The 21,847-nt window shown below is 41.8% G+C and carries 23 protein-coding genes and 1 pseudogene; 16 read left to right on the top strand and 8 right to left on the bottom strand.

Translation table 11 applies throughout. The features are described 5' to 3' along the window. The first annotated feature begins 80 nt into the window (after positions 1 to 80). The 5 genes from H580_RS0108675 (at position 81) to H580_RS0108695 (ending at position 6,307) form a co-directional block, all read left to right on the top strand. Entirely contained in the window at positions 81 to 2,165 is a 2,085-nt protein-coding gene (locus H580_RS0108675) for a methyl-accepting chemotaxis protein (protein ID WP_028594426.1), read from the top strand. A 646-nt stretch (positions 2,166 to 2,811) separates the two neighbouring features. Continuing rightward, complete coding sequence (locus H580_RS0108680; protein WP_028594427.1) at positions 2,812 to 3,705, top strand: ABC transporter ATP-binding protein; 894 nt, start codon at positions 2,812 to 2,814, stop codon at positions 3,703 to 3,705. 73 nt (positions 3,706 to 3,778) lie between these two features. Then, positions 3,779 to 4,522, top strand: a complete 744-nt coding sequence (locus H580_RS0108685) for an ABC transporter permease (protein ID WP_036604928.1) — start codon at positions 3,779 to 3,781, stop codon at positions 4,520 to 4,522. Continuing rightward, positions 4,523 to 5,701 (top strand): sensor histidine kinase, encoded by a 1,179-nt coding sequence (locus H580_RS0108690; protein WP_028594429.1) that lies wholly within the window; start codon positions 4,523 to 4,525, stop codon positions 5,699 to 5,701. Next, entirely contained in the window at positions 5,702 to 6,307 is a 606-nt protein-coding gene (locus H580_RS0108695) for a response regulator transcription factor (RefSeq protein WP_028594430.1), read from the top strand. 98 nt (positions 6,308 to 6,405) lie between these two features. Here the strand turns inward: H580_RS0108695 and H580_RS0108700 are convergent, their stop codons facing one another. Further along, on the bottom strand, positions 6,406 to 7,197 hold the full coding sequence (locus tag H580_RS0108700) for a hypothetical protein (RefSeq protein ID WP_028594431.1): 792 nt from the start codon (positions 7,195 to 7,197) through the stop codon (positions 6,406 to 6,408). Then, on the bottom strand, positions 7,190 to 7,675 hold the full coding sequence (locus H580_RS0108705; RefSeq protein ID WP_028594432.1) for a sigma-70 family RNA polymerase sigma factor: 486 nt from the start codon (positions 7,673 to 7,675) through the stop codon (positions 7,190 to 7,192). The genes H580_RS0108700 and H580_RS0108705 overlap by 8 nt, the downstream gene beginning before the upstream one ends. Before the next feature lie 675 nt (positions 7,676 to 8,350). Here H580_RS0108705 and H580_RS0108710 point away from each other — a divergent pair. The 7 genes and pseudogenes from H580_RS0108710 (at position 8,351) to H580_RS0108740 (ending at position 13,118) form a co-directional block, all read left to right on the top strand. Continuing rightward, positions 8,351 to 8,881, top strand: a complete 531-nt coding sequence (locus tag H580_RS0108710; protein ID WP_245583524.1) for a matrixin family metalloprotease — start codon at positions 8,351 to 8,353, stop codon at positions 8,879 to 8,881. A gap of 17 nt (positions 8,882 to 8,898) precedes the next feature. Continuing rightward, positions 8,899 to 9,552 carry a hypothetical protein gene (locus H580_RS0108715; RefSeq protein WP_157282797.1) on the top strand — a complete coding sequence of 218 codons (654 nt, stop codon included), beginning with the start codon at positions 8,899 to 8,901 and terminating at the stop codon, positions 9,550 to 9,552. Positions 9,553 to 9,626: 74 nt separating this feature from the next. Beyond that, positions 9,627 to 9,797 (top strand): annotated as a pseudogene (locus H580_RS26990) (GNAT family N-acetyltransferase); the annotation flags it as partial. Positions 9,798 to 9,942: 145 nt separating this feature from the next. Then, entirely contained in the window at positions 9,943 to 10,518 is a 576-nt protein-coding gene (locus H580_RS0108725; RefSeq protein WP_028594435.1) for a peptidase inhibitor family I36 protein, read from the top strand. A 158-nt stretch (positions 10,519 to 10,676) separates the two neighbouring features. After that, complete coding sequence (locus tag H580_RS0108730; RefSeq protein ID WP_169449361.1) at positions 10,677 to 11,252, top strand: peptidase inhibitor family I36 protein; 576 nt, start codon at positions 10,677 to 10,679, stop codon at positions 11,250 to 11,252. Positions 11,253 to 11,681: 429 nt separating this feature from the next. Continuing rightward, positions 11,682 to 12,269, top strand: a complete 588-nt coding sequence (locus H580_RS0108735; RefSeq protein ID WP_028594437.1) for a hypothetical protein — start codon at positions 11,682 to 11,684, stop codon at positions 12,267 to 12,269. 282 nt (positions 12,270 to 12,551) lie between these two features. Beyond that, entirely contained in the window at positions 12,552 to 13,118 is a 567-nt protein-coding gene (locus H580_RS0108740) for a hypothetical protein (RefSeq protein WP_028594438.1), read from the top strand. Between the two features lie 464 nt (positions 13,119 to 13,582). Here H580_RS0108740 and H580_RS0108750 read toward each other — a convergent pair whose 3' ends face one another. Further along, complete coding sequence (locus tag H580_RS0108750) at positions 13,583 to 14,179, bottom strand: TetR/AcrR family transcriptional regulator (protein WP_028594439.1); 597 nt, start codon at positions 14,177 to 14,179, stop codon at positions 13,583 to 13,585. 182 nt (positions 14,180 to 14,361) lie between these two features. On the opposite strand from H580_RS0108750, the gene H580_RS0108755 reads away from it, so the two are divergent. Together H580_RS0108755 and H580_RS0108760 are read left to right on the top strand one after the other, a co-directional pair. Continuing rightward, the gene (locus tag H580_RS0108755) at positions 14,362 to 15,585 is read left to right on the top strand and encodes an MFS transporter (protein WP_028594440.1); all 1,224 of its coding nucleotides are present in this window, start codon (positions 14,362 to 14,364) and stop codon (positions 15,583 to 15,585) included. A gap of 128 nt (positions 15,586 to 15,713) precedes the next feature. After that, positions 15,714 to 16,175: a hypothetical protein gene (locus H580_RS0108760; RefSeq protein ID WP_028594441.1), complete on the top strand. Its 462-nt coding sequence runs from the start codon at positions 15,714 to 15,716 to the stop codon at positions 16,173 to 16,175. Positions 16,176 to 16,361: 186 nt separating this feature from the next. Here H580_RS0108760 and H580_RS0108770 read toward each other — a convergent pair whose 3' ends face one another. From H580_RS0108770 to H580_RS0108790, 5 genes are read right to left on the bottom strand one after another with little or no spacing between them, the layout of a single operon-like run. Beyond that, complete coding sequence (locus tag H580_RS0108770; RefSeq protein WP_028594442.1) at positions 16,362 to 17,474, bottom strand: sensor histidine kinase; 1,113 nt, start codon at positions 17,472 to 17,474, stop codon at positions 16,362 to 16,364. Further along, positions 17,431 to 18,120 carry a response regulator gene (locus tag H580_RS0108775; RefSeq protein ID WP_028594443.1) on the bottom strand — a complete coding sequence of 230 codons (690 nt, stop codon included), beginning with the start codon at positions 18,118 to 18,120 and terminating at the stop codon, positions 17,431 to 17,433. The genes H580_RS0108770 and H580_RS0108775 overlap by 44 nt, the downstream gene beginning before the upstream one ends. 20 nt (positions 18,121 to 18,140) lie before the next feature. Beyond that, the gene (locus H580_RS0108780; protein ID WP_342663184.1) at positions 18,141 to 18,731 is read right to left on the bottom strand and encodes a TlpA disulfide reductase family protein; all 591 of its coding nucleotides are present in this window, start codon (positions 18,729 to 18,731) and stop codon (positions 18,141 to 18,143) included. 21 nt (positions 18,732 to 18,752) lie between these two features. Next, the gene (locus H580_RS0108785) at positions 18,753 to 19,463 is read right to left on the bottom strand and encodes a cytochrome c biogenesis CcdA family protein (RefSeq protein WP_028594445.1); all 711 of its coding nucleotides are present in this window, start codon (positions 19,461 to 19,463) and stop codon (positions 18,753 to 18,755) included. A gap of 44 nt (positions 19,464 to 19,507) precedes the next feature. Next, complete coding sequence (locus H580_RS0108790) at positions 19,508 to 20,200, bottom strand: hypothetical protein (protein WP_028594446.1); 693 nt, start codon at positions 20,198 to 20,200, stop codon at positions 19,508 to 19,510. A gap of 298 nt (positions 20,201 to 20,498) precedes the next feature. On the opposite strand from H580_RS0108790, the gene H580_RS0108795 reads away from it, so the two are divergent. Then, on the top strand, positions 20,499 to 20,699 hold the full coding sequence (locus H580_RS0108795; RefSeq protein WP_028594447.1) for a cold-shock protein: 201 nt from the start codon (positions 20,499 to 20,501) through the stop codon (positions 20,697 to 20,699). Between the two features lie 180 nt (positions 20,700 to 20,879). Then, complete coding sequence (locus H580_RS0108800; protein WP_028594448.1) at positions 20,880 to 21,698, top strand: protein-glutamine gamma-glutamyltransferase; 819 nt, start codon at positions 20,880 to 20,882, stop codon at positions 21,696 to 21,698. The last annotated feature ends 149 nt before the right edge of the window (positions 21,699 to 21,847 follow it).

Raw genomic sequence — 21,847 nt, forward strand, 5'->3', positions numbered from 1 at the left:
TATCTAACAAATACGGTTCTTTTGCCGATAGTAAGTAAGAGACCATACTCTATAGAAAATAAAAATGGGGGAGAACCAAGTTGAGAAAGAAAATACAGTGGAATTTAAAGCTTCAGCTACTGATTACGATGGTGATTCTTGTGTTGCTATCAACATCATCGCTAGGCCTCGTAATAAACCAGAGAGTTAGCAGCGATATGAAGGAAGACTTCTATGAAGCTACTCAAAAGGAAATTAAACAAGTCAGCAGTGCAATTGATCTGTACTTTACGACGATAAATGAATCTGTTCAATATTTTGCAAAGAGCCCGCTCGTTAAGCAAATCGACAGTTCTATTACTTCTTATGTAAATATGGTAGGAGCAGATGGTACGATTCAAATGACTCCAGCTAAAAACGGAGGCATAGAAGCTCAAATCTATAAATTCTTCTTGGAGTATTCCAAGACGCATCCAAACGTACATTATATTTATATGGGTACAAAGGATGGAGGATACATACAATGGCCGGATGGTACTTCTGTAGACAAGTTTGATCCGAGAACGAGATCATGGTACACCCAGGCTGTTGCGAATCCCGACAAAGTTCAACGTTCGGGCGCTTATGCAGCCCTTACAACAGGGGTTCCTATCGTCAGCTCTTCTGTGACGATTAAGGATGGCAAAGGAAATGTTGTGGGTGTTCAAGGTGTCGATGTAAGCTTGGACTTCTTGACGAAGACTATTAATAACATGAAGATCGGTAAAACGGGCTATGTGATTCTAGCTGACCAGACGGGTACGATTCTTGCTAACCCTAAAAATCCCAAAATGAACTTTAAAAACCTTAAAGATATGGGTGTTACGGAATTAGCAGATATCGACAAGCAAGCAGGTAAAAACTTTGACCTTACTATGGATAAGGAAGAGTACACGGCTAGTGTATTCGTTTCACCGGAAAATGGCTGGAAGTACATCGCGGTTATGGATGAAAGTGAAATACAAGAATCCGTTGATGCCATTCAGAATATTATTTTAATGGTTATGAGTATCATTGCTGTTATCGCTATCATTGCGGCGCTATTTGTCGCAAATGCGATTACGAAGCCAATTAATGCGGCTGTTGAGTACTTGAAACAAATCGGAAATGGTAATTTGACGATTGATATCCCGGCATCGATGTTGAAAAAACGTGGTGAAGTTGGCGAGATGGTACGTGCTATTAAAACGATGAAGCAGGATGTCCAGCAAATGATTGGTGGTATTTCTACTTCAGGACAGATTGTTTCTCAATCAGCGACGAATCTGCAAGACAGCATGGATCAGACGCAAAAGGCTTCTTCCCTAATTACGGAATCGATCATTCAGTTAGCTACTGCTTCGAGCGAAGAAGCCAACAACGTTATGGAAGGTTCTGAGAAAGTTGAGGAACTTGGTGGAGCAATCGATCAAGTAACCGCATCTGCGTCAGAAATTCTAGAAATTGCACGCCGTACAGCGGAGTTGAACCAACGCGGTATTTATATCGTTCAAGAGTTGGTTGGTAAATTCAACACTACCCAAAAGTCATCTGAAGATACAGCACAAGCCATTAATCAAGTGAGTGCAAGTGCGGGTGAAATCAGCAGTATTCTAACGACGATTGTCGAGATCTCACGTCAGACCAACTTGTTAGCACTAAATGCATCGATTGAGGCTTCAAGAGCAGGTGAGCACGGACGAGGTTTCTCAGTGGTAGCCGCTGAAATTCGCAAACTTGCTGAGCAGTCTGCTAACGCTGCGAATAATATCGGCAACATTATTTCGAATGTAAACAGTCAGGTAGGGTCAGCTGTTAAAGCAATTGACACATCGATTGAGCTATTTATGGATCAGGAAACAGCCGTTCGTGAAACGGAATCGATCTTCAATGACATTAAAATATCTGTAGATGCTCAAATGAATATGTCAACAGATGTAGACAATCATATTAAATTAATGATTGAGAAACGTTATGAGCTTTCTGATGTATTTACGAATATTTCTGCGATTACGGAAGAAAACGCTGCAATTACGCAAGACGTGTCTGCGGCAGCTGAAGAGCAGTTGGCTACGATTGACGATGTAGCAGGTTATCTGACTCAGCTTAAGGAACTTTCTGAAGACTTGCAGGAAAACATTAAGAAGTTTACGATTAGTAATCAATAAGGAATTTCTGTTCAGTGCAGGAAATCTTATAGGGGAGCAAGATAGCCCTACAGAATCGTATACGATAAGTATCCAGTCCGGAGGAGCTCAGACTTCTCCGGGCTTTTTATATATGAAGACGGATTTTCAACATTTCGGCTTGTTGAACTTTTTTTCTATAGTAAGAGGGCACGGAGAATGCCTAGGCGCTAAGAGCTAAGAGCCGATAAAGAACGTGGTTAACGACGAAAATGACTGCGAATGTGCATCTTTTTATGCCTCATTTGAGTTAAATATGAAAATTGGTGCAAATGTGCAGGTATTTTGGCTCATTTGCTTTTCCTGATGCTCGAATTCGAAAAAAACTGCATATTTGCAGGCATTTTCTTTTATCATCTAATATTAGCTTTGAAAGCATGCATTTTAGCAGCTTTTCAGAATATTACACTTCGTAGCGACTGTTTTCATCCCCTTCAATCATCTTCTCCAATATGTTTTCTGACAATTGTCATATGCACGTTCTGACAACCTACACTAATTGCCCTTGCCATACTTTTACTACAATAAAGACATGAAGAACAACGACGAACACAAAAGCAAAGGCACGCATCGAGACGGATGCAAGATGTGCCCTTAACCATAACCATTACATAGCGAAGGATGATAAATGATGATACAAGTAAATGCGATTGAGTGCAGAAATTTAGTAAAGCAGTTCGGTGACTTCCGCGCCGTTGACCATATGAATCTAAACTTTGAAAAAGGTAAAATCTCTGCTCTTCTCGGGCCAAATGGTGCAGGCAAGACAACGGCTATCTCGATGATGCTCGGATTGATGAGACCAACCTCTGGCGAGATTCAAGTACTGGGTATGTCAGCTGGCACGAAGGAACTAAGGCAGCGGGTTGGAGCGCTGACTCAAGACGTAAGGGCAGCAGATGGACTTACGGTAAAAGAAGTATTGGAACTGTTCCGCAGTTACTACCGGAATCCGATGTCGCTAGAGCGTTTGCTAGATATCTCGGGCCTACACGGTGACGTGAAGCGAAGAGCAGCGTCTTTATCAGGTGGGCAACGTCGTAGGCTGGCATTCGCACAGAGCTTGGCAGGCAATCCAGAGCTTATCTTGCTTGATGAGCCTACAGTAGCGATGGATGTCGAAGCAAGAGGTCGCTTCTGGGAGACGATTCGAGCGCTAGCGAGCGATGGACGTACCGTTTTACTAACGACCCATTACTTGGAGGAAGCGGATGCTGTAGCGGATCATATCGCGGTCATTGCCAAGGGACGAGTAGTAGCAGAAGGAGCACCAGAGCAATTAAAAGCCCAAACGGCGCTGCGTACGATTTCGTTCCGAGCGACGAATGCACCGGAAGAGCAAGTATGGCTCACGCTGCCTGGCGTAGAAAAGGCGGAGTGCAACGGAGAGCGGGTTCGCCTTCATGCACAGCAAACGGATGAATTGCTGTTTACATTGATGCAGTCGAAATGGGGAGTTACCGATATCGAGGTGCAATCGGCAAGTTTGGAAGATACATTCCGCAGCCTTACAACTTCTTAGGCTGGACATAGGTTAGGCAACATAACTGGCGAGCTAGTAAATAAATAGAAAATATTCTAGGAGGAATATAGATATGTTGAAGATGTTCATCGCCCAAACGAAAGCAGAAAGTATTCGAATCGTACGCAGCCCATTTTTCTTACTCTTTTCCATTGCAATGCCATTGGCCTTCTACTTCTTGTTCACAAGCATGTACGGCACAGATAAATCGATTGAAGCGACAACATGGGGTGTGTTCTCTCTTATGTCCATGACCGCATTTAGCTTGATTGGCACAGCAGTTAGCCAATTCGGAATTCGTCTTTCTTTTGAACATCAAGATGGTTGGGTGCGCTTGCTTCGCCTGACTCCGCTAACGCCAGCAGTGTGGCTTGGTAGTAAGCTTGTTGCGCAAATGGTCATCCACTTAGTTGTCATCGTCATTATCTTCTCTTCTGCTGGTGTTGTTCATAATATTCAACTTACAGCGATGCAGTGGATTACTTGTGGATTGTGGTTATGGATCGGCAGTATTGCTTTCTTGGCACTTGGCGCTTTACTAGGGACACTAAAAAATGCGAATACATCTGTAGCAATCGGAAATGTGCTGCAAATGGGTCTTGCGATCCTCGGTGGATTGTGGATGCCGCTTAACGGTTTGCCTACATGGATGCAAGCAATTGGAGAATGGCTTCCGTCCCACCGTTACGCGAATGGAGCATGGAATATGGTTGCTGGACAAGCACTAGAAGTGATAGATTTCATAATTTTGGCAGGATTTGGGGCCGTGTTTATGGTAGTATCGGTTTATATCTTCAATAGACGGGAAGCGGTATAAATGAACAAAGAGAGATGGCGCCTGTTTCCGAAGTCAGAGGGAACAACTCCCTATTTTTCACTAGCCAATATAATTATCCCAACTTACTTTCTGTTACAAGAGCCACCGAACTTACGGTGGCTTGGTTTTGTTCTATTTATTTTATACGTCGTTCTGTTTCGACAAATGCACTTCTATACCAAATGGGCTGCACATCTCCTGTTTGCTCAGGTAGGCGTACTGCTTGTTCTAGCAGCTATGCTCCATCCTGTATATGTGTTTCTCGGATTTATGATAGCCCCGTCGCTTAGTAAACTTAAGCTGCCGCTATTAATTGCTACCACCGCTGCGTTTGTTATCGGGTTAGGAGTGAGTATAGCTCCTTATTGGGAGCAAGGTGGCGTCCAACTATGGATTGGATTATTTACACCGCTATTTGGCGTCTGTGTGCTGCCTTATATGATTCGAGCGTCCAACCTGTATCAGCAGAAGTCTTCAAGACTGAGAGCGGATGCGGCGGGTCGAACGGCACAGCAGGAAGAGCGTCAGCGCATTGCTAGTGAATTGCATGATACATTGGGACACACGTTGTCTTTAATTGCTTTAAAAGGGGAAGTTGTTGAGAAGCTAATCACTCGCAATCCTGAGAGGGCACTGCAAGAAGCGCGTGAAATACGTGAAACGGCACGTGGGGCACTAAAGCAAATGCGTGAACTAGTTACCGAGATGAAAGTGGCATACTTCGTTGATGAATATTATCATGCCTTATCACTTTGCTCGGCAGCAGGAATTTCATTAACCTGTTATTATCAATCCGTATCAAACGGAGGCAATACCTCTACGTATATGGGAAAAGAAGCGGTCGCGGAAATAACGTTACCGTTAACTCCTCTTCAGGAGACGATATTGGCAATGTGCTTCCGAGAGACAGTAACCAATGTAGTTCGTCATAGTCGAGCTTCAAGTTGTCAGATTCATCTGGAAATTGACGACGGGGAAGTTCGAGCAATTGTAAAAGATGACGGGGTCGGGGCTGATCCGGAGAAACTTTATACGAGCAGCAATGGGATGGCAGGACTGCGACAGCGGCTCCTTTTAATAGATGGCCAGATGTCAATGACTTCATCTCCAGGGAAAGGAACAGCAATCACGTTACATATTCCACGAGTCATTCGCAACGAGAAGGTAGGTGCAGGGTAAGTGATTCGCATTATTTTGAGTGAAGATCAGAAGTTATTGCGGGGAGCACTGGCGACGCTGCTCTCTTTGGAAGATGATATCGAAGTTGTCGGACAGGCTGAAAATGGGGAAGAGGCACTTTCTCTCATCACACAGCATCAGCCAGATGTGGCGGTTATGGATATTGAAATGCCGCTAAAGACGGGATTGGATGTCGCAGAGGCCATTCAGAAATTGGGCTCTGATTGCCGCGTTATTATTTTAACGACGTTTGCTCGTCCCGGATATTTTCAACGAGCCATGCAGGCAGGGGTGTATGGATACTTGCTCAAAGATACGGGCAGCGATGAGCTGTCTGATGCAATACGCAAGGTGCATCAAGGGAAGCGGGTTATTAATTCCGAGTTATCACTCGCTGTATGGGAAAATCCCTGTCCATTGTCGCCTCGTGAAAAAGATGTGTTGAAATTAGCCGCTCAAGGTCTAACTCTTCAGGAGATCGGAGCGCAGTTGTTCCTTTCGTATGGAACGGTCCGCAACTATATGTCTGAAGCGACTGGGAAACTAGGAGCAAACACGAGAATTGAAGCGATTGAAATGGCGCGCAGCAAAGGATGGTTGGACTAAGAAAAGGATGGAGCATCCACAACCGTCGTGAACTGCTTTCCAATGTTAGATGGTGATTAACAATGGGGCAGCTCATATGGTTGTGGATTTTGTTTACTTTATAATGTTTTCTCAGCGATAAACTTTTTTATATCTTCAAGTGTTTTTGCGTGAGCGAGAGAGGTATAAGTATCTTTAGAGAAAATAAGCCCCGCATCTGTTTGTAGGAAAGCAAATCTCTCGCCATCTAATAATCCGTGACTGCTAATATCCTTGAATACGAGTGTTTCCCCGTTTTCTTCTCTTTTCTCTGTCCCATCATATTTAACAGGCAGAAAAATGCCAGTCATGCCTACTCGCATGGCAGAAACCACGTTAGTATCTTCAACCCATATACCGGTACCGATAGAAGTAGGCAAGAGAACTTGGATCAGCTCCCCAGCTTTTTCATTACCTTGATACCTCTCTTCTACTTTGATCGTGGCAATTGCATGGTAATATGCATTCCCTTTTCCGAGTTCGACTTTTATGTTTTGTATGGTTTCAATTGTACCTTTGAACATAGACAAGTTGGATTTGTTGAAAATTTCGTCCTCAGTAAGCGGCACTAAGATGGTACTGACTTGCCCCATAGGGGCATCATTTACATAGTGGGCAGTGACTCCACCGGATGAATGATGCAAGGGGATACCTGAACCCTCATTTAAAAGGGAAGTCAACAAAATGAAGGCAACAACCGCGACTGACGCTAGAGCGGCGCCCCAAATGTTCGTTCTTTTTCGTATAGGATGAACCTCCTTACGTTGAACACGATCGTTAGATTTGGATTGAAGCAACGCTAGTGTTCTTTGCTCAAAGTCTTTACTGGTTCGTAAGCTTTCAAGTCCAGCTTTATAGTAAGATTCATTCATGTACAATACCTCCTATTTCCGTCTTTAATAAATGCCGCCCTCGGGCAAGCCGTGTTCCGATCGTTGAGGCATTGGTCTGTAAAATCTCCGCGATTTCTTGTATCGAATATCCTTCGTAGTAAAAAAGGTGCAGGGGGATACGGTATTTTCGATCTAATAGCAGGACAGCTTGCAATAATTCGCCTTCTTCTTTAGGGAGATAGCTGAGATCGTCCGGTATCGTTTTCTTGGTTCGAAACCATCCAGATTTCAAGAAATTTTTGCTTTTATTGATAGCAATTCGAATGAGCCAAGCTTTTTCGTGTTCTTTATTTTCGAATACAGGCTGCTTTTGCATGTACGTTAAAAATACATCTTGTGCGATATCTTCTGCATCTTGCACATTTTTGACATAAGCAAATGCAATGCGAATCATATTTTTGGAATAAGTCGCGACAGCTTGTTGAATGGAATCATTGAGCTCAAATGAATCATTCAAAGGTTCACCCACTCCTTTCATTTACAATACAATTCGGAACGTCATTATTTCTCATAAACGTTTGAAAAGTTTTATTAGGCGATAAAGCGGCAAGTGGGGGATAAGCGGAAGAATAGAAGGATAATTTAAGTTGTCATGAACAATCGAGGCTCCATGTGACAAAGGTAGATAGATTACGACACAATCTTATTTACTAGTTAAGAATGAAATAGTTCTAAAGACATTTGATTAGGATGAAATCGATAGATTACTATTTGTGTATTACCAAATGAAAACCAATTTGAATGGTAGTTTTCAAATTTGGTAATCATCCTTTGTTTATTATACAACCTCATTACTCCATCTTTTAACGATTACGCCTATCATATAGTTGCCCTTTTTAACCTCTATAGGCAGGATCCCACTATACTTTCACGATGAAGCGCAGTGTCTTCCATTATGCAGTCATACAAAGCCGATATGAGTTGGATTCAATTATGGATTCATGATTATCAGAGATATGGTAGTCAAGTTTGAGCTGCAAGAAAAAGCTATGCGCCTTAGTAAGTCAGCGAAGCTGATTTTATGAAAGGGGGCGGTTTCCATGTGAGGTTCAGGGTATGTACCAACAACAGGAGTGAAGTAAGCAGTCCTATTCGTTCACAACTAACTATTTGAAAAAGGAGAATCGAACTTATGGAAACGATCCGACGTGAGGGAAAGATTCGGAACAAACTGGCTAAAATGATGTTGATTCCTACTGCGATGATGGTTATATCATTGTCCGTTACCCCTCCAGCTTCAGCAGCCTCCGTGAGCTTATTAGGATGGGATCTAGTTGACTCAGGAAAACGCATGGACTGGGATGGAAGTTCAGCTTATATATCTCAATTCAATTCAGGCGTTAGCATATGGAATAGCTACAAGAGCGGAGTAATTCGTAAAGATACGATTACAACGATTCAAGATGTAGCTATTTCCGATTATTATGAGGTCAGTTCGACTGCAGGTGTAACGAGCTCAGCAGGCACGATCCGATTTAATAACTATCAGATGACGGGCTACACTTCTACCAAGAAATTAAACGTAGCGATTCATGAGATTGGACATGCACTTGGGCTTGGACATAACACAAGTGCAGATGTCATGTACGCTTATGTGTCCAATAATACATCGTTAAGTGCAAATGACAGAGCATCTTATGATGCGGCTTACTTAACTTATTAATAGTGAGGGGGATAAGTATGATGGTCATGAAACCTAAAAAATGGCTGGCTCATCTATTGTTGGTTGCAGCGATGTCAATGTTGTTCGCTGGTTGTACAAGTAATGGACAGGAAAAAAGCGTGAGCAACCTCCCAATCAATTATTTGCATGGTACCTTCTCTATTGATGTACATGATCCGAAGGCGGTTGTGGGCGATGCTGACTATGTATTTGTTGGGCGTGTCGATAAGCTGGTAAATACGGAATATAAACATGCGGTAACCCTAGAAACGGAAGCAGGCACGAAAGAAGTGGCAAGTCCGTATACGAACTATTCCATTACCGTTCTTGAAAATTTGAAAGGTGAATTGCAAACAGGGGTATCGAATCCGGTGCAAAAGTCCGGCGGAGTAAATGAAGACGGTGCTTCAATCGTACTATATGAGGAGGACATTTTGCCACAAGTTGATAACGTTTACATCTTTGTAGCCTACGCACAAAAAGATGGTTCTTTGCTCGTTTCAGGTCCTAACTCTACGATTGCTGTGCCTGCAAATGGTACATTCAGTGAGACTAACTTGGCACAAGTTGCCGAGACGAATGAGTATCAGACGTATTCGAACGCAGTTAACAATGAAAAGGATTCGGTTCGTGAAAGATTCGTTTCAAAGTTTGATACGCAGAACAAGTAGTTCACAAGGATGAAACCTTCGCATTTGCGAGGGTTTTTTTGTTCGTGTAACCTGTTGTTAAGTGGCGAGGAGGATGCGCGTGTGAGGTAACTTCTGCTGTGATGGCCTATGGAAAAAATGGTTTTGGGTTTAAGTGCATTTTAGGCATCACTTCTATGGATAATGAGCGATCCATACGATTACTTGAAAAGCTAGGGATAAAAGATGAAGAAACGGTTCAATCCCTAGTGATGATGAGGAACTGAGCTGTATATCTCTAATGTGGATTAAGTGGAAATATAACCTACATAAAACCATTTTATAGAAAAGAGCCAAATAAAGTAATAAAAAGCGAACTTGCTCTATATAATTTCTGTGTAAGGCATTTACAGAAAAGGAGTGGTTGTTTTTATGAAATTGGTGAAAAAGATTGCAATGGGTGCAACGGTTTCTGCTTTTGCTCTATCTTTGATGGTTTCGTCGGCGCTAGCTCAATCTGGTCAGTCTTCTCAAGCTAGTAATGATGTCGGTGCTTTGAGCCCGATTATTTTTGAAGGTGTTACTTATGCTCCTGGGAATGTAAAGTTCAAGGAAGTTCTGAATAAAGTGAATCATACCGTTGTTGAGAGTGACGGCACGGCTTATGGCTATGTGAACGCAGCTGATGCAGATAAGCACGTTAACGAAATCGTTGCCAAGTTAAGTGAGGAAGTTGGCACATTGGAAAGCAATTATATCTCATCTTTCTGGTGGGATGCGAATTATTCTGGTGCCACATTTGAGCTTGCAAGTGGTCGGAGCTTACCAAGTTTAGGAGCTTGGAATGATGAAATTTCCTCTGTAAAATCAGCAAACCTGAGAGGAACAAGATTATACCAACATAGTAACTACGGTGGTGACTCCATTTACTTAGCTCCTAATCAAAATGAAAACAGACTAAGCGAACGTAATTTTAACGATAAGGCATCCAGCATTAAAGTATATTAATACGTAGAAGATCCCTAGCTTAATAATGTGCACCTTTTAGAATCGGCATTGGAAGCCCTTTGGTTTAACCGATGAGTTCTAGGAGGTGCACTTTGCTGCTCTACCCGCAATATATGACGGCTATGTCAGCTATTTACAGAAAAGGAGTAGATATATGTATGAAAATATTGAAAAAGCTCGCAATGGGTGTGACGTTATCTGCGCTTGCTCTATTTTTGCTGGTATCATCAGCGCTAGCTCAATCTGGTCAGCCATTGAAGGGAAACAATGATGATAATGTTCTGATTTCAATTAATTTTGAAGGTGTTACTTATGCTCCTAGCGACGCCAAGTTCAAGGAAGTTCTGAATAAAGTTAGACATACGGTTATAGAACGCGATGGTAAAGCGTATGGCTATGTAGACGCAACTGATGCCGACAATCATATTAGTACAATCGTTGCTGAGCTAAGCGAAGAAGTAGGTACATTAGCGAGCGACTATGTTTCAACTTTCTATTGGAATACGAATTATTCTGGTGCTCGATTAGATGTAGAAAGTGGTCGTGGTTTAGCTACTTTAGGGATTTGGAATGATGAAATTTCCTCCGTTAGAACAGCAAACTTGAGAGCAACAAGGCTATATGAGCATATTAATTACGGGGGAGTATCCATATTCCTGCCCCCAAATACAAATATAAGTAACTTAACAAGCCTTAACTTTAACGATAAGGCATCTAGCCTTAGAGTGTATTAATCATTAGTAGAACTCCCGGGCCCAGAAAGCTCGGGAGTTTTTTTAGGCGAATAAATATATGTGCTGCAGTTACGTGTGTAGACATTGATATATTTGGTCCCTCTTATATTGGATAAATTCAGGTATACAATATATTTTACATGCTGGGTCTCCCTTGTTGATGCTATGCGTTACATATTGATAGGATCGTATAGGCAAGGACGAGGGAGTTTAGGAGCTGCATATTTGATATGACCTATCGAGGAGGATGCCCGTCAGAGTGTCAACGGATACTTTTTTCATTACTTTCTGAATTTCTTAAATAGTTTTCATCAATTTATCATTACATTGTCATCTTGTTTTAATCGCTCTGTTACTACTCAACGTGAAATCGTTGATATATTTAGGACACAACAACGTAGATGTTAACAACTAGGAGGATACATAAACATGAACAAGAATAAACAAAAGGTTATCGCTATCTTGACTGCACTAACATTCGTACTTCTCGCGGGCTGCACAGACAACAAGGCCGCAGAAACACCAAAGACAACAGAGAAGCAAGTAGAGACACAAACACAGGGGAATCAAGGGACATCTGAAAATAAGAAAGAAGAGCAATTGCAAGATGGGCATGAGAACGAAGCTGATCTTAAAACATTTATCAGCAAAGAAGGTGGATTCTCGTTGGTTCAACCGGAAATGTGGAATGACAACGTGGCTGCGGTTGAAGGCAAAAATGCTGAGATGAAAGCAGAATGGGAAACTTCATTCCACATTCTAGTGGATGGCAAAGCAGATAAGGAATCCAGTGCTCTGATGACGATCACAAAGATGACGAAAGCAAACTATGATGCAATATCTAAAGAAGAAGGCCCTACGATTGGTGACAAATTAGGCGAGAACGATAAGTTCGTTTGGGTGATGTCTACACCACAAGCAAATCCTTACGAAGAGAAGTCTGATGAGTTCAAGAAATTCAACGACATGATGCTGGACTTCGAGTTTGTTAAGAAGAATTTCAAAATGAACAACTAATTGCTATTATTGATCGAGTCTGATACAATCAATTTTGCAAACATCGACATAAAGCAAGTGGTTTCTAACTGCTTGCGTCATATAAATTGGGGGCAACCCCTTATAGCAGAAACTCCTTTTTATGAACTTCATAAGAAGGAGTTTTTGTGTTCTCTGGATAGTGTATATTGCATTGCTATGGTTGTTCACCATTTACACACCAACTTTTAATAGAACTGTTACAACTGATATCCATTGTGTTGATATAGTATTGTATATGAAATGTAAGGAGAGCAAACTATAATGAACAACATGAAGCCCCATCTTAAATCAATTATCGCTATCTTGGCTGTATTGGCGCTCGTACTCGTTACAGGCTGTACGGATGATAAATCGGCTAAAGCTTCACAGATAGAGAATAAGTTATTGAAAGACAATAGCCACGCAAGCAATGAGGAACAGCCTGAAAATAAAGTACAAATTAAGACGTTTGTAAGTAAAGAAGGGGGCTTCTCCTTGAAGCAGCCTGAAAAATGGAACGGTTATGTTGGTGCAATCGATGAGAAAGGTGATCCTATTACAGGTGCAGCATGGGAAACTTCCTTCTATCTCTTAAAAGACGGAAAGCCGGATATAGATGCTGGATCTATCATGACCATAACCAAACTGCCGCGATCACAGCATGAAGCTATCGTAGCGGAAGATGGACCATCCACATCACATATACTGGGTGAGAGTAAAGAGTATGTCTGGGTAATGACTACGCCTCAATCCAATCCTTATGATGAAAAATCAGAAGCATATAAGAGTTTTAATACGATGCTTGTGGATGGGGACTTTATTAACATGCATTTTAAAGTCAATGACTAATATATTTTATTGATGTAATCGAGCTGTTGCTGCCCAACTCCTTCTTATGACTACATAAGAAGGAGTTTTTATTTTTAGTGCATGTGAGAGGAGAGCTATGAGTGATTCAATTTCAGAGTGAACAGGTAACGGTGTTTCAGAGTGTGTTAGATCAGGCAACTTCAACGGTTATCCAAACGATTATAAGAAGAGCGTACGTGTAAAAAAAGACACCTATCCTCCACATAGATAACTTGTATCTGACCGATATTTTTCTCTATGAATGAAATCAACATCGCTTTTATGGGGGGGTAAATCAGCCCATAGATAGTGATCCATGTAAGTATATGCCTAGCAAGTTTTCTTTAAGTTCTTCCTTGAAGCAAGCTACAATTTTGTCCAAATAAATTTGAGTATCCAAGTATATTCCACCTTTAAACATGTTGAAGGACACCATCGTAGGTGTCCTTTTTACATAAATGTGACTAATCTCTCTTCACTAGCAAACCGTTCAATACAATGGCAAGGCTCTGGATAGCCTTAGTCAATTCGTCGTTAGGATTGTCAGAATTAGCGATCCAAAAGGCGCTGTCCATAAGCCCTCCATTTAACATTCGTGCTAATGCTTCATGATCCGTCGTTATAATGACTTGGTCGTTCATCAATTTCTGTAGTGTATTTGCCATCGTTGCTAGACAGTGAGACTGAGAAGATTGCGCATAGGCATTGCCGAGTATAGATGGCGCATCTCTAAGCACAATGCGTTGTATTTCTGGCTCAAGTGCCATAGCGAGATAAGCCTGACAGCGCTCAACGAAACCTTCCCACGTTCCTTCAGCTGCATCTGAAATTTGACCTAATCGAATATCCATTTCTTCGTCGATTTGTTTGACTACGGCTTCTAACAGCCCTTTTTTGTCCCCGAAGTGATGATATAGTGCTCCTCGTGTCAGACCGACTGAAGCGGTAAGATCATCCATCGATGTATGAGCATAGCCAGTTGTCCCAAACGCCCCTCTTGCGGCACTAACTAACTTGGTGCGTGTTTCTGCGATCATTTCCGAACGTGCTTTGCGAGCCATTTGTACACCTGCTTACCTAAGTTGATATTTGAAATTATTAAATTGCACATTGACATACGTGGCGTATGTAATTATATTAATTCACATACGTAACGTATGTCAAATGATTGGAATATCAGCATAGAGGGGAGTTAGAGGAATGAGTATTGTTTTTCTATTTGGTTTCTATTTGGAGGTGCGTCATGGCTAATCCATACCGTGAAATATTCGATGCCCCTGGTACAAAGGGTTTCTCTGCGGCGGGCTTTATCGCCCGGATGCCCATATCGATGATGGGGATTGGTATTGTTACGATGCTGTCTCAACTGCGAGGTGAGTATTGGTTGGCTGGTGCTGTAGCAGCGACTTTTGCGTTATCCACTGCTTTGATAGCTCCCCAAATTTCTCGTCTTGTAGACCAGTTGGGACAATCTCGAGTACTGCTGCCAGCGGCAGGCTTCAGTGTAGCATCGGTTATTTTACTGTTGCTGTGCACGAGATATGAAGCGCCGGATTGGACACTTTTCCTATTTGCGCTGCTAGCGGGATGTATGCCGAATATGTCAGCAATGGTTCGAGCGCGTTGGGCTGAGTTGTATAGGGGTTCGCCAAAATTAAACACTGCGTTTTCTTTCGAATCTGTCATTGATGAACTATGTTTTATTGTTGGTCCTATTCTATCGGTAGGGCTTAGTGTAATGATGTTTCCCGAAGCGGGCCCACTGGTATCATGCGTATTTCTGGCGATAGGTGTATTGTTGTTTACGGTACAGAAGAGCACAGAGCCTGCTGTGCATCCGCTTAGTAGCAACAACACAGCAACTGTTATTAAAATTAGCTCCCTTCAAGTGCTGGTATTGACGCTTATTGCTATTGGAACCATTTTTGGTACGGTCGATGTAGTAAGTGTTGCTTTTGCAGAACATCAGGGGAATACGGTAGCTGCAAGCTTTGTACTTTCTGTATACGCGATAGGTTCTTGCTTGGCAGGACTCATTTATGGCACGCTTCGGTTGAATACACCGCTACAACGCCAATTTTTGTGGGCAGTGATCTTATCGATGATCACGATGTTTCCATTATTGCTCGTAGATAGTATAGGGAAATTGGCGGTAGCCGTCTTTTTTGCTGGGATATCCGTGGCCCCTACCATGATTATTACGATGGGGCTGGTGGAGAAAATAGTACCCGAATCTCAGGTGACAGAAGGGATGACTTGGGCCATTACTGGCTTGGGCATTGGCGTGTCTCTGGGCTCAGCTGCTGCGGGATGGATTGTGGATGGCCTTGGTGCTCGAACGGGGTTTGTCGTAGCTATTGCAGCGGGAATGGTTGCAGTGGCAATCGCGCTACTTGGTTATAAGCTACTGCGTTCAGCATACGATCAAGTTACTCTGAACTCGGATGTTAGTTCGGTAAAGTGCTAGTGTTCCCCACTTATAATGGTTCGTGTTTAGATAATTATTAATTAATTTACAAAAATCCCCTTACTTCGACAAAGTTATTGAGGTACTCTTAATTTGTGGAAAAAAATCATAATAATTAGGAGGTCAGTATGAAGTTGAAGAAAATATTGATGGCATTAGGGCTTTTTGCAACTGTATTTAGTGCATCGGCGATACCTACAATTTCTGCTAAATCAGGATGGGCGGACAATCATTACTCTGCTCAGCCATTGTTTCCTAATCAGGTGCAACTTGGATATCTGGATCCGGGTGGCGACGTGGATTTTTATTCTTACTATAATAACTCAAATGAAATGCAGAATGTTCAATTCGGTGCGAATCCATATGGAAATAACAGCCCTTCTCTAGACTTCGACGTAGTAGCTCACATTATCAACCAGGCAGGAAATACAGTTCACGTATATGAAGTGTACGATAATGGAACAGGTTATGGTGACTGGGCGAGCACTAATCTTTATCCTGGTTGGAAAGTAGCGTGGGCAATAAAACCTAAAAATTCCGCTAGTACAGGCTCACACAATCAATATCGCACACTTGTAAGACTTTATTAACTCCAGAATTTAATAGGCAATGATAGCTTTAGAGTAGGATAAAAGAAGATTTTGTGAGTATAGAGAGTACCTTATGAGGTGCTCTCTTTTTTGTATGAGCGGAATGGAACTTAAAGGACCGATCCTTGTTAAGCAACCAGTCCTTGCACGGGATATTGATGAAGCTGTAATTGCCTCGTAAAAGCATTATTTCAGCGGCACTGTAAACCAAAAGGAATGCTCATTTCCTTCTGAGTGTAATCCTGTTCTACCACCCTGCTGTTCTATGATTTCCTTTACCAGTGACAACCCTAATCCTGAGCCACCTGTATCTCTGCTGCGAGACGAATCCAGCCGGTAGAAGCGCTCAAAGATAAGAGATGTTAGTTCATCTGGGATAGGTTGACCTATATTGGTGACGTTAATTTGATAATCGGTATGGGAGTCGTTCAACTTCCCGACAATGGTCACCCAGCCCCCCTGGTCGTATTGAAGCACATTTGTCAAAAGGTTATGCAGCACTTGTATGAGCCCATCCTCATCTCCGATCACTTGCGCAGATTCCATCTTGTATTGAAGAGAGATGCCTCTATCTTTAAAAGTTAGTGCAAAGTGATCGATGCAGGATTCAATCACTTTATGTATAGGAAGTACCTTTTTCTCGTGCTCATTGGAAATCTTCTTAGCTTGCCATACATTTAACTGGTGCAGTTGCTCAACTAAACGGGTTATACGTATCGATTCTTCATGAAGAGACTCATACATCTCTTTACTGCCTTGAATAATTCCTGTGCTTAAAGCTTCCAAATAGCCATTCATATTCGTCAGAGGTGTACGCAATTCATGGGCAATATCGGACAGCATTTTCTTTCTTAGCTCATCCACCTGTCGCAATCGCAGACTTAAATGATTAAAGTCTTCTGTTAATTGTCCAATTTCGTCACGTATTTGCACGGATAATGGTTCAGGCATCTCGCCTTGGGCCATTTGTCGCGTAGCTTCGCTCAACTTTTTTAGAGGAAGAAGAAGTTTTTTTACAAAATAAAAATGGAACACGCCTGCAATGACAACGGCCAACAGACTGGCCTTGATTAAGAAAGCTTGCATCGTTTGGGTAAAGGCAATGCTGTCTGCTGGACTTACAGAAGGGTAGTTGGAAAATAATAGGCAGGCATAGTCTTTTACCGAAACCCCTGCTAGCCAGATAGCGATACCAATGACGGCTACATTGATAATAATCAATTTCCACATGACATTGATTTGTATCGGATTATTTTTAAAAGGCAACAAAGCGATACCCCATTCCCCGGATGGTTTCAATGAGTTCGCTGTCCCCATCCCACTTCAATTTTTCCCTCAGCTTGCCAATATGCACATCGATCGTTCTTTCGATAACGACCTTCTCATTATTGGGATACAGTTCATTAATAATTTGTTCTCGTGTCAAAATATGATTCGGATGTGTCATTAAAAAATACAGTAGGCGAAACTCATGTTGTGTCAGCACAATGGGCTCTCCGTTGTAGTGGACTTCTCCCCTTAATGTTTTGATCGTGAGGCCACGATATGTAATTTTGCTGCAGCGCTGACCCGTTCTCCTTAGGACAGATTCTACGCGGGCAACCAATTCAGCAGGACTGAATGGCTTCGTAACATAATCATCGGCCCCAGACTTCAATCCATCGATCCGATTATGCTCGGCTACTTTAGCGGTTAACATAATGATTGGAATCTGTTCTTTTAAATCTGCCCGAATACTTCTACAGACTTCCTCTCCACTAACTTTGGGAAGCATTAAATCCAGAATGACAAGACAAGGATCGTGCTTTTTAAAAAGTTCGAGGGCTTCCTCCCCATCTCCAGCTTCATATACGTCATACCCTTCCTTTTGAAGATAAAGGACGATGAGCTTACGGATCTTGATATCGTCCTCTACCACCAGTATCCCTGTCCCCATTGCAGTCATTCTGAATACCTCCAACTTTACTAATTTATTTCAGTAATCATCTTTTCCATCATTTCATAATGCATCGGTCCTGTAATCTTTTGCTGAATGATTCCATTTGAATCAATGACATAACTTGTCGGAAGCATATAGGATTGATATATTAAGGCTATTTCACCTTTAGGGTCTAATGCAACGGGGAACGTAATCCCCATTTCATCTAAAAATGTAGGAATGTTATCTACATTCTTCTCCGTTTGCGTCATATTTACAGCTAGAATGGTCACATTTTCATCTTTGTAATTATCGTATATTTTTTGCATATCTGGCATTTCAACTCTACAAGGTGGACACCACGTTGCCCACATATTTAAGATTACCTTTTTTCCTCTATAATCGGAAAGCTTGATGCTTTCGCCTTCTAGTGTCTTGAGCTCAAAGTCGGGGGCAAGGTTGCCTTGGTTAATGCCAACTTCAAGCGAAGACTCATCCACTTTATTTTTAGCCTGCTCCGTGTTAGCGAGGCTTTCCTGCTTCATATTGTTTTTCTTGATTGTATCGTAGATACCCCATGAAACTAATCCGAACAGGATGGCGACAATGAATATAGTCTTTTTCATAGATGTTTGCATCGTATAGTTATCCTTTCTAGCTTAAAGAATTGGCGGCGCAATAGCGGCGAGCCAAGCACTTAGTTTTTGTAGTTGTCCGGTAAATAGCAGCAAGCCCAGCACGATTAGAATCCATCCGTTTATCGCAGACAGCCGCGGAAGCAACTTGTTTACCTTTGTCATGACTTTAAGAGATTTGGTCAGCAGGAATGAAATCAGTAGGAAGGGAATGCCTAAGCCTAATGAATAAAAAAGCAAAAGGAGGATTCCGCTGGACATCGTTTCTGTAGATCCTGCTAGAAGTAGAATCGAAGATAAGGCCAGTCCGACACAAGGTGTCCATCCGGTTCCGAATGCCAGTCCTACGACAAATGAATGCCAACTTCCTTTTGAGCCTTTCGTTTCCCACTTCTTTTGAAACATAAGAAAGCGAAGGTTTAAGAGCCCTGCCGTTTGCAGGCCGAACATAATAATGAGTAGTCCGCTGACCTTTTCAATGATTCCTCGATTTGCAGCGAAAGCTTGTCCAATTACACTAGCCGAAGCACCCATCATCATAAATACCACAGTAAAACCGAGAATAAAGAGGATGGAGCGCATAATAAGTGTTCTTTTGGAAATAATTAATTTATCCCCGCTCACATAGGAGCCTGTCAAATTAGCCACATAGGCAGGCAAAAGCGGAAAAATACAAGGCGAAAGGAAAGAAAGCATGCCCGCTGCTACAGCAAATAAAATTGAGATATCATTCATTTATATATCCTCCAGCTAAATAATCCTGTGACGAAAGAGCGGTGCTACTTAGAAACATGAAAGTCGCTCTTCCTTTTGAAGTTTTGCAAAAATAAGCAGCTCAGTACAAGAACGAAAAAAATAAGCTGTTCTATGGATAATCCCATAAACACGGCTGCCCGATAATCTTGTAGAAAGGCACTGAGTATTTGGCCGATACTGAACCAAACTATAAGCTGATACATTTCAAAGGGTTGTCTAAAGTTCTCTTTTCTGATGTACAGCCAAATGAGTAGTGTGAACGATATAACGAAAGGAACGAGATCCGACATTATCGATTGTGTCGTGCTGCTGAACAAGAGCTGGAACAGAGCATCCATCAGTTTGTAGGTTAATAAGCCAGTCGTTACTGTTGCGATATAGACCCAACCTGAAATTTCTCGTTTTTTCGATTTAAAGCTGAGGAAGATAAGGGCCACGATAGCTGCCAGCCATATTCCGCGTTCGCCTCCGTTAAAATAAAGCAGGTAGTAAGGGTTCTTGAAAACTTGAATGGGGTTAAAAATAACCACACTGAATTTCCATAGGAATAAACTCCAAAATGAAACGTTAGTAATATCATCTAGAATGGGAGTACTTACTTCATTCATGTCTTTCAACCAATATTTCATGGCGGTGTAAGCAGCTAGTGCAGAAAGGGCAAAAACGATATACGAATACTTAATAATAAATGGGCCCAATAAGAAAGCATCTTGCATATTCGTCCTCCTTGTAATATTATGTACTTGCAACATTACAGTCTGATTGTTAAGTTTCGTTAAACTTGAACAGGCTAAGAACATAAAATTTTACGATTTTGTGGTCTTTTATTTAATTCCAATATCTATTTTCGTGGAGATGTGTTATGATAAGAATAATGATATAGAGACCCAAACGAATTCACATAACGTAGAGGGCTATTGATACTTTAATAACCTTGTACAGTATGTGGATTTTTATTTTTTGCATAAAGAATAAGAATGTCATATAACATTTAATTAAAGGTGGTACTTATCAATGGAACAAGGTATCGTAAAATGGTTTAACGCAGAAAAAGGTTTCGGTTTCATCGAAGTTGAAGGCGGAAACGATGTATTCGTACACTTCAGCGCAATCACAGGCGACGGCTTCAAGTCTTTGGACGAAGGTCAACGCGTAGAGTTCAACATCGTACAAGGCAACCGTGGTCCACAAGCTGAGAACGTTGTTAAACTTTAATTTTTAAAGATGAAAAAGCTCTGAACTTCGGTTCAGGGCTTTTTTATTTGCTCATTTCTCATCTCCCATCAACAAAGTATTCCATTCACGGTCTCCGATACGGTGTAATGCTTGAATCGTTGCACCAACTTCACAACAGACACATACAATAGCCTAAATCAAAAATCATGGGGGATAACGATGATTCTGATTCATGGTGTTAGTGCTGAACAAATCAATATGCTACCTTTATCTTTCTTAGAAAGAAGTATATTGAACAAGAAACAAAACAGCCCTGTCGTTTATCGTTACGATTCCCTTGGCGCTCTCCATTTTGAACTAAAGACAAGAGCTAGTATTGTGGAAGCGGCCAAAGCCCTTGATGCTAGTGGCGCAGACTTTGCTGACTTCGATAAATCGCGATGCAATGAGCAATTTTGGACTCGTATGGAAAATGGGGGGTTCCAACTGCGGAGCGATGTACTGCCTTCTGATGGAATTAACGATATTTTCCGAAATGGCAAACGATATGCATTCGAATGTTCGATGGCTATCGTGATGGTGTTATATAAAGGCATATTAGATATACTTCCGAAGCAAACCTTTAATAGGCATTTTCAGGATATCATTTTATATGGCTGGCATTATGACAGGGATTTGCCGTTGCGGAAAATAGAAAGTGGTCTAGAGGTTTACCCTGGCGACGTCCAATATTTTAAAAATCCGGACTATGATCCTGAAACACCGGAATGGCAAGGAGAAAATGTGGTTGTGCTTGCTGACAATTTGTATTTTGGGCATGGTATCGGAATTCGAACATCGAGAGGGATGATCGATGCTTTGAATAAAGCAAGACGACCATTTAGCTACACTTCAGCTTACCTCATGGATGAAGTCGTTATTTTGGAATATGAGTTGCTTCGAACGCTTCCATTGAGGGAGGAGCGTACCGAAACGGATAACGAAGATGTAGTTATTGCGCATATTGGATCAAGGAAGTGTAGTTATCCCAACCGTTAGTTCTAGGTATGGGTATCGTTAAGTTGCTTATAGTCTATGTACCTTCAAGTACGTCATGGCGGCGTATTTGAAGGCTTTTTATTTTCTGAAATACAGGCAATTATCCATAACTTTACCTTAATCCGTTCATCTACTGTAGAAGTGGGAAA

The organism is Paenibacillus assamensis DSM 18201 (assembly GCF_000422445.1).
GTDB lineage: Bacteria > Bacillota > Bacilli > Paenibacillales > Paenibacillaceae > Paenibacillus_B > Paenibacillus_B assamensis.

Excerpts from the sequence above, each read along its gene's own strand:
- H580_RS0108680 (WP_028594427.1), top strand. The coding sequence starts at position 2,812 with ATGATGATACAAGTAAATGCGATTGAGTGCAGAAATTTAGTAAAGCAG.
- H580_RS0108685 (WP_036604928.1), top strand. The coding sequence starts at position 3,779 with ATGTTGAAGATGTTCATCGCCCAAACGAAAGCAGAAAGTATTCGAATC.
- H580_RS0108690 (WP_028594429.1), top strand. The coding sequence starts at position 4,523 with ATGAACAAAGAGAGATGGCGCCTGTTTCCGAAGTCAGAGGGAACAACT.
- H580_RS0108700 (WP_028594431.1), bottom strand. The coding sequence starts at position 7,197 with ATGAATGAATCTTACTATAAAGCTGGACTTGAAAGCTTACGAACCAGT.
- H580_RS0108710 (WP_245583524.1), top strand. The coding sequence starts at position 8,351 with ATGGAAACGATCCGACGTGAGGGAAAGATTCGGAACAAACTGGCTAAA.
- H580_RS0108715 (WP_157282797.1), top strand. The coding sequence starts at position 8,899 with ATGATGGTCATGAAACCTAAAAAATGGCTGGCTCATCTATTGTTGGTT.
- H580_RS0108725 (WP_028594435.1), top strand. The coding sequence starts at position 9,943 with ATGAAATTGGTGAAAAAGATTGCAATGGGTGCAACGGTTTCTGCTTTT.
- H580_RS0108730 (WP_169449361.1), top strand. The coding sequence starts at position 10,677 with ATGAAAATATTGAAAAAGCTCGCAATGGGTGTGACGTTATCTGCGCTT.
- H580_RS0108735 (WP_028594437.1), top strand. The coding sequence starts at position 11,682 with ATGAACAAGAATAAACAAAAGGTTATCGCTATCTTGACTGCACTAACA.
- H580_RS0108740 (WP_028594438.1), top strand. The coding sequence starts at position 12,552 with ATGAACAACATGAAGCCCCATCTTAAATCAATTATCGCTATCTTGGCT.
- H580_RS0108750 (WP_028594439.1), bottom strand. The coding sequence starts at position 14,179 with ATGGCTCGCAAAGCACGTTCGGAAATGATCGCAGAAACACGCACCAAG.
- H580_RS0108755 (WP_028594440.1), top strand. The coding sequence starts at position 14,362 with ATGGCTAATCCATACCGTGAAATATTCGATGCCCCTGGTACAAAGGGT.
- H580_RS0108760 (WP_028594441.1), top strand. The coding sequence starts at position 15,714 with ATGAAGTTGAAGAAAATATTGATGGCATTAGGGCTTTTTGCAACTGTA.
- H580_RS0108775 (WP_028594443.1), bottom strand. The coding sequence starts at position 18,120 with ATGACTGCAATGGGGACAGGGATACTGGTGGTAGAGGACGATATCAAG.
- H580_RS0108780 (WP_342663184.1), bottom strand. The coding sequence starts at position 18,731 with ATGCAAACATCTATGAAAAAGACTATATTCATTGTCGCCATCCTGTTC.
- H580_RS0108785 (WP_028594445.1), bottom strand. The coding sequence starts at position 19,463 with ATGAATGATATCTCAATTTTATTTGCTGTAGCAGCGGGCATGCTTTCT.
- H580_RS0108790 (WP_028594446.1), bottom strand. The coding sequence starts at position 20,200 with ATGCAAGATGCTTTCTTATTGGGCCCATTTATTATTAAGTATTCGTAT.
- H580_RS0108795 (WP_028594447.1), top strand. The coding sequence starts at position 20,499 with ATGGAACAAGGTATCGTAAAATGGTTTAACGCAGAAAAAGGTTTCGGT.
- H580_RS0108800 (WP_028594448.1), top strand. The coding sequence starts at position 20,880 with ATGATTCTGATTCATGGTGTTAGTGCTGAACAAATCAATATGCTACCT.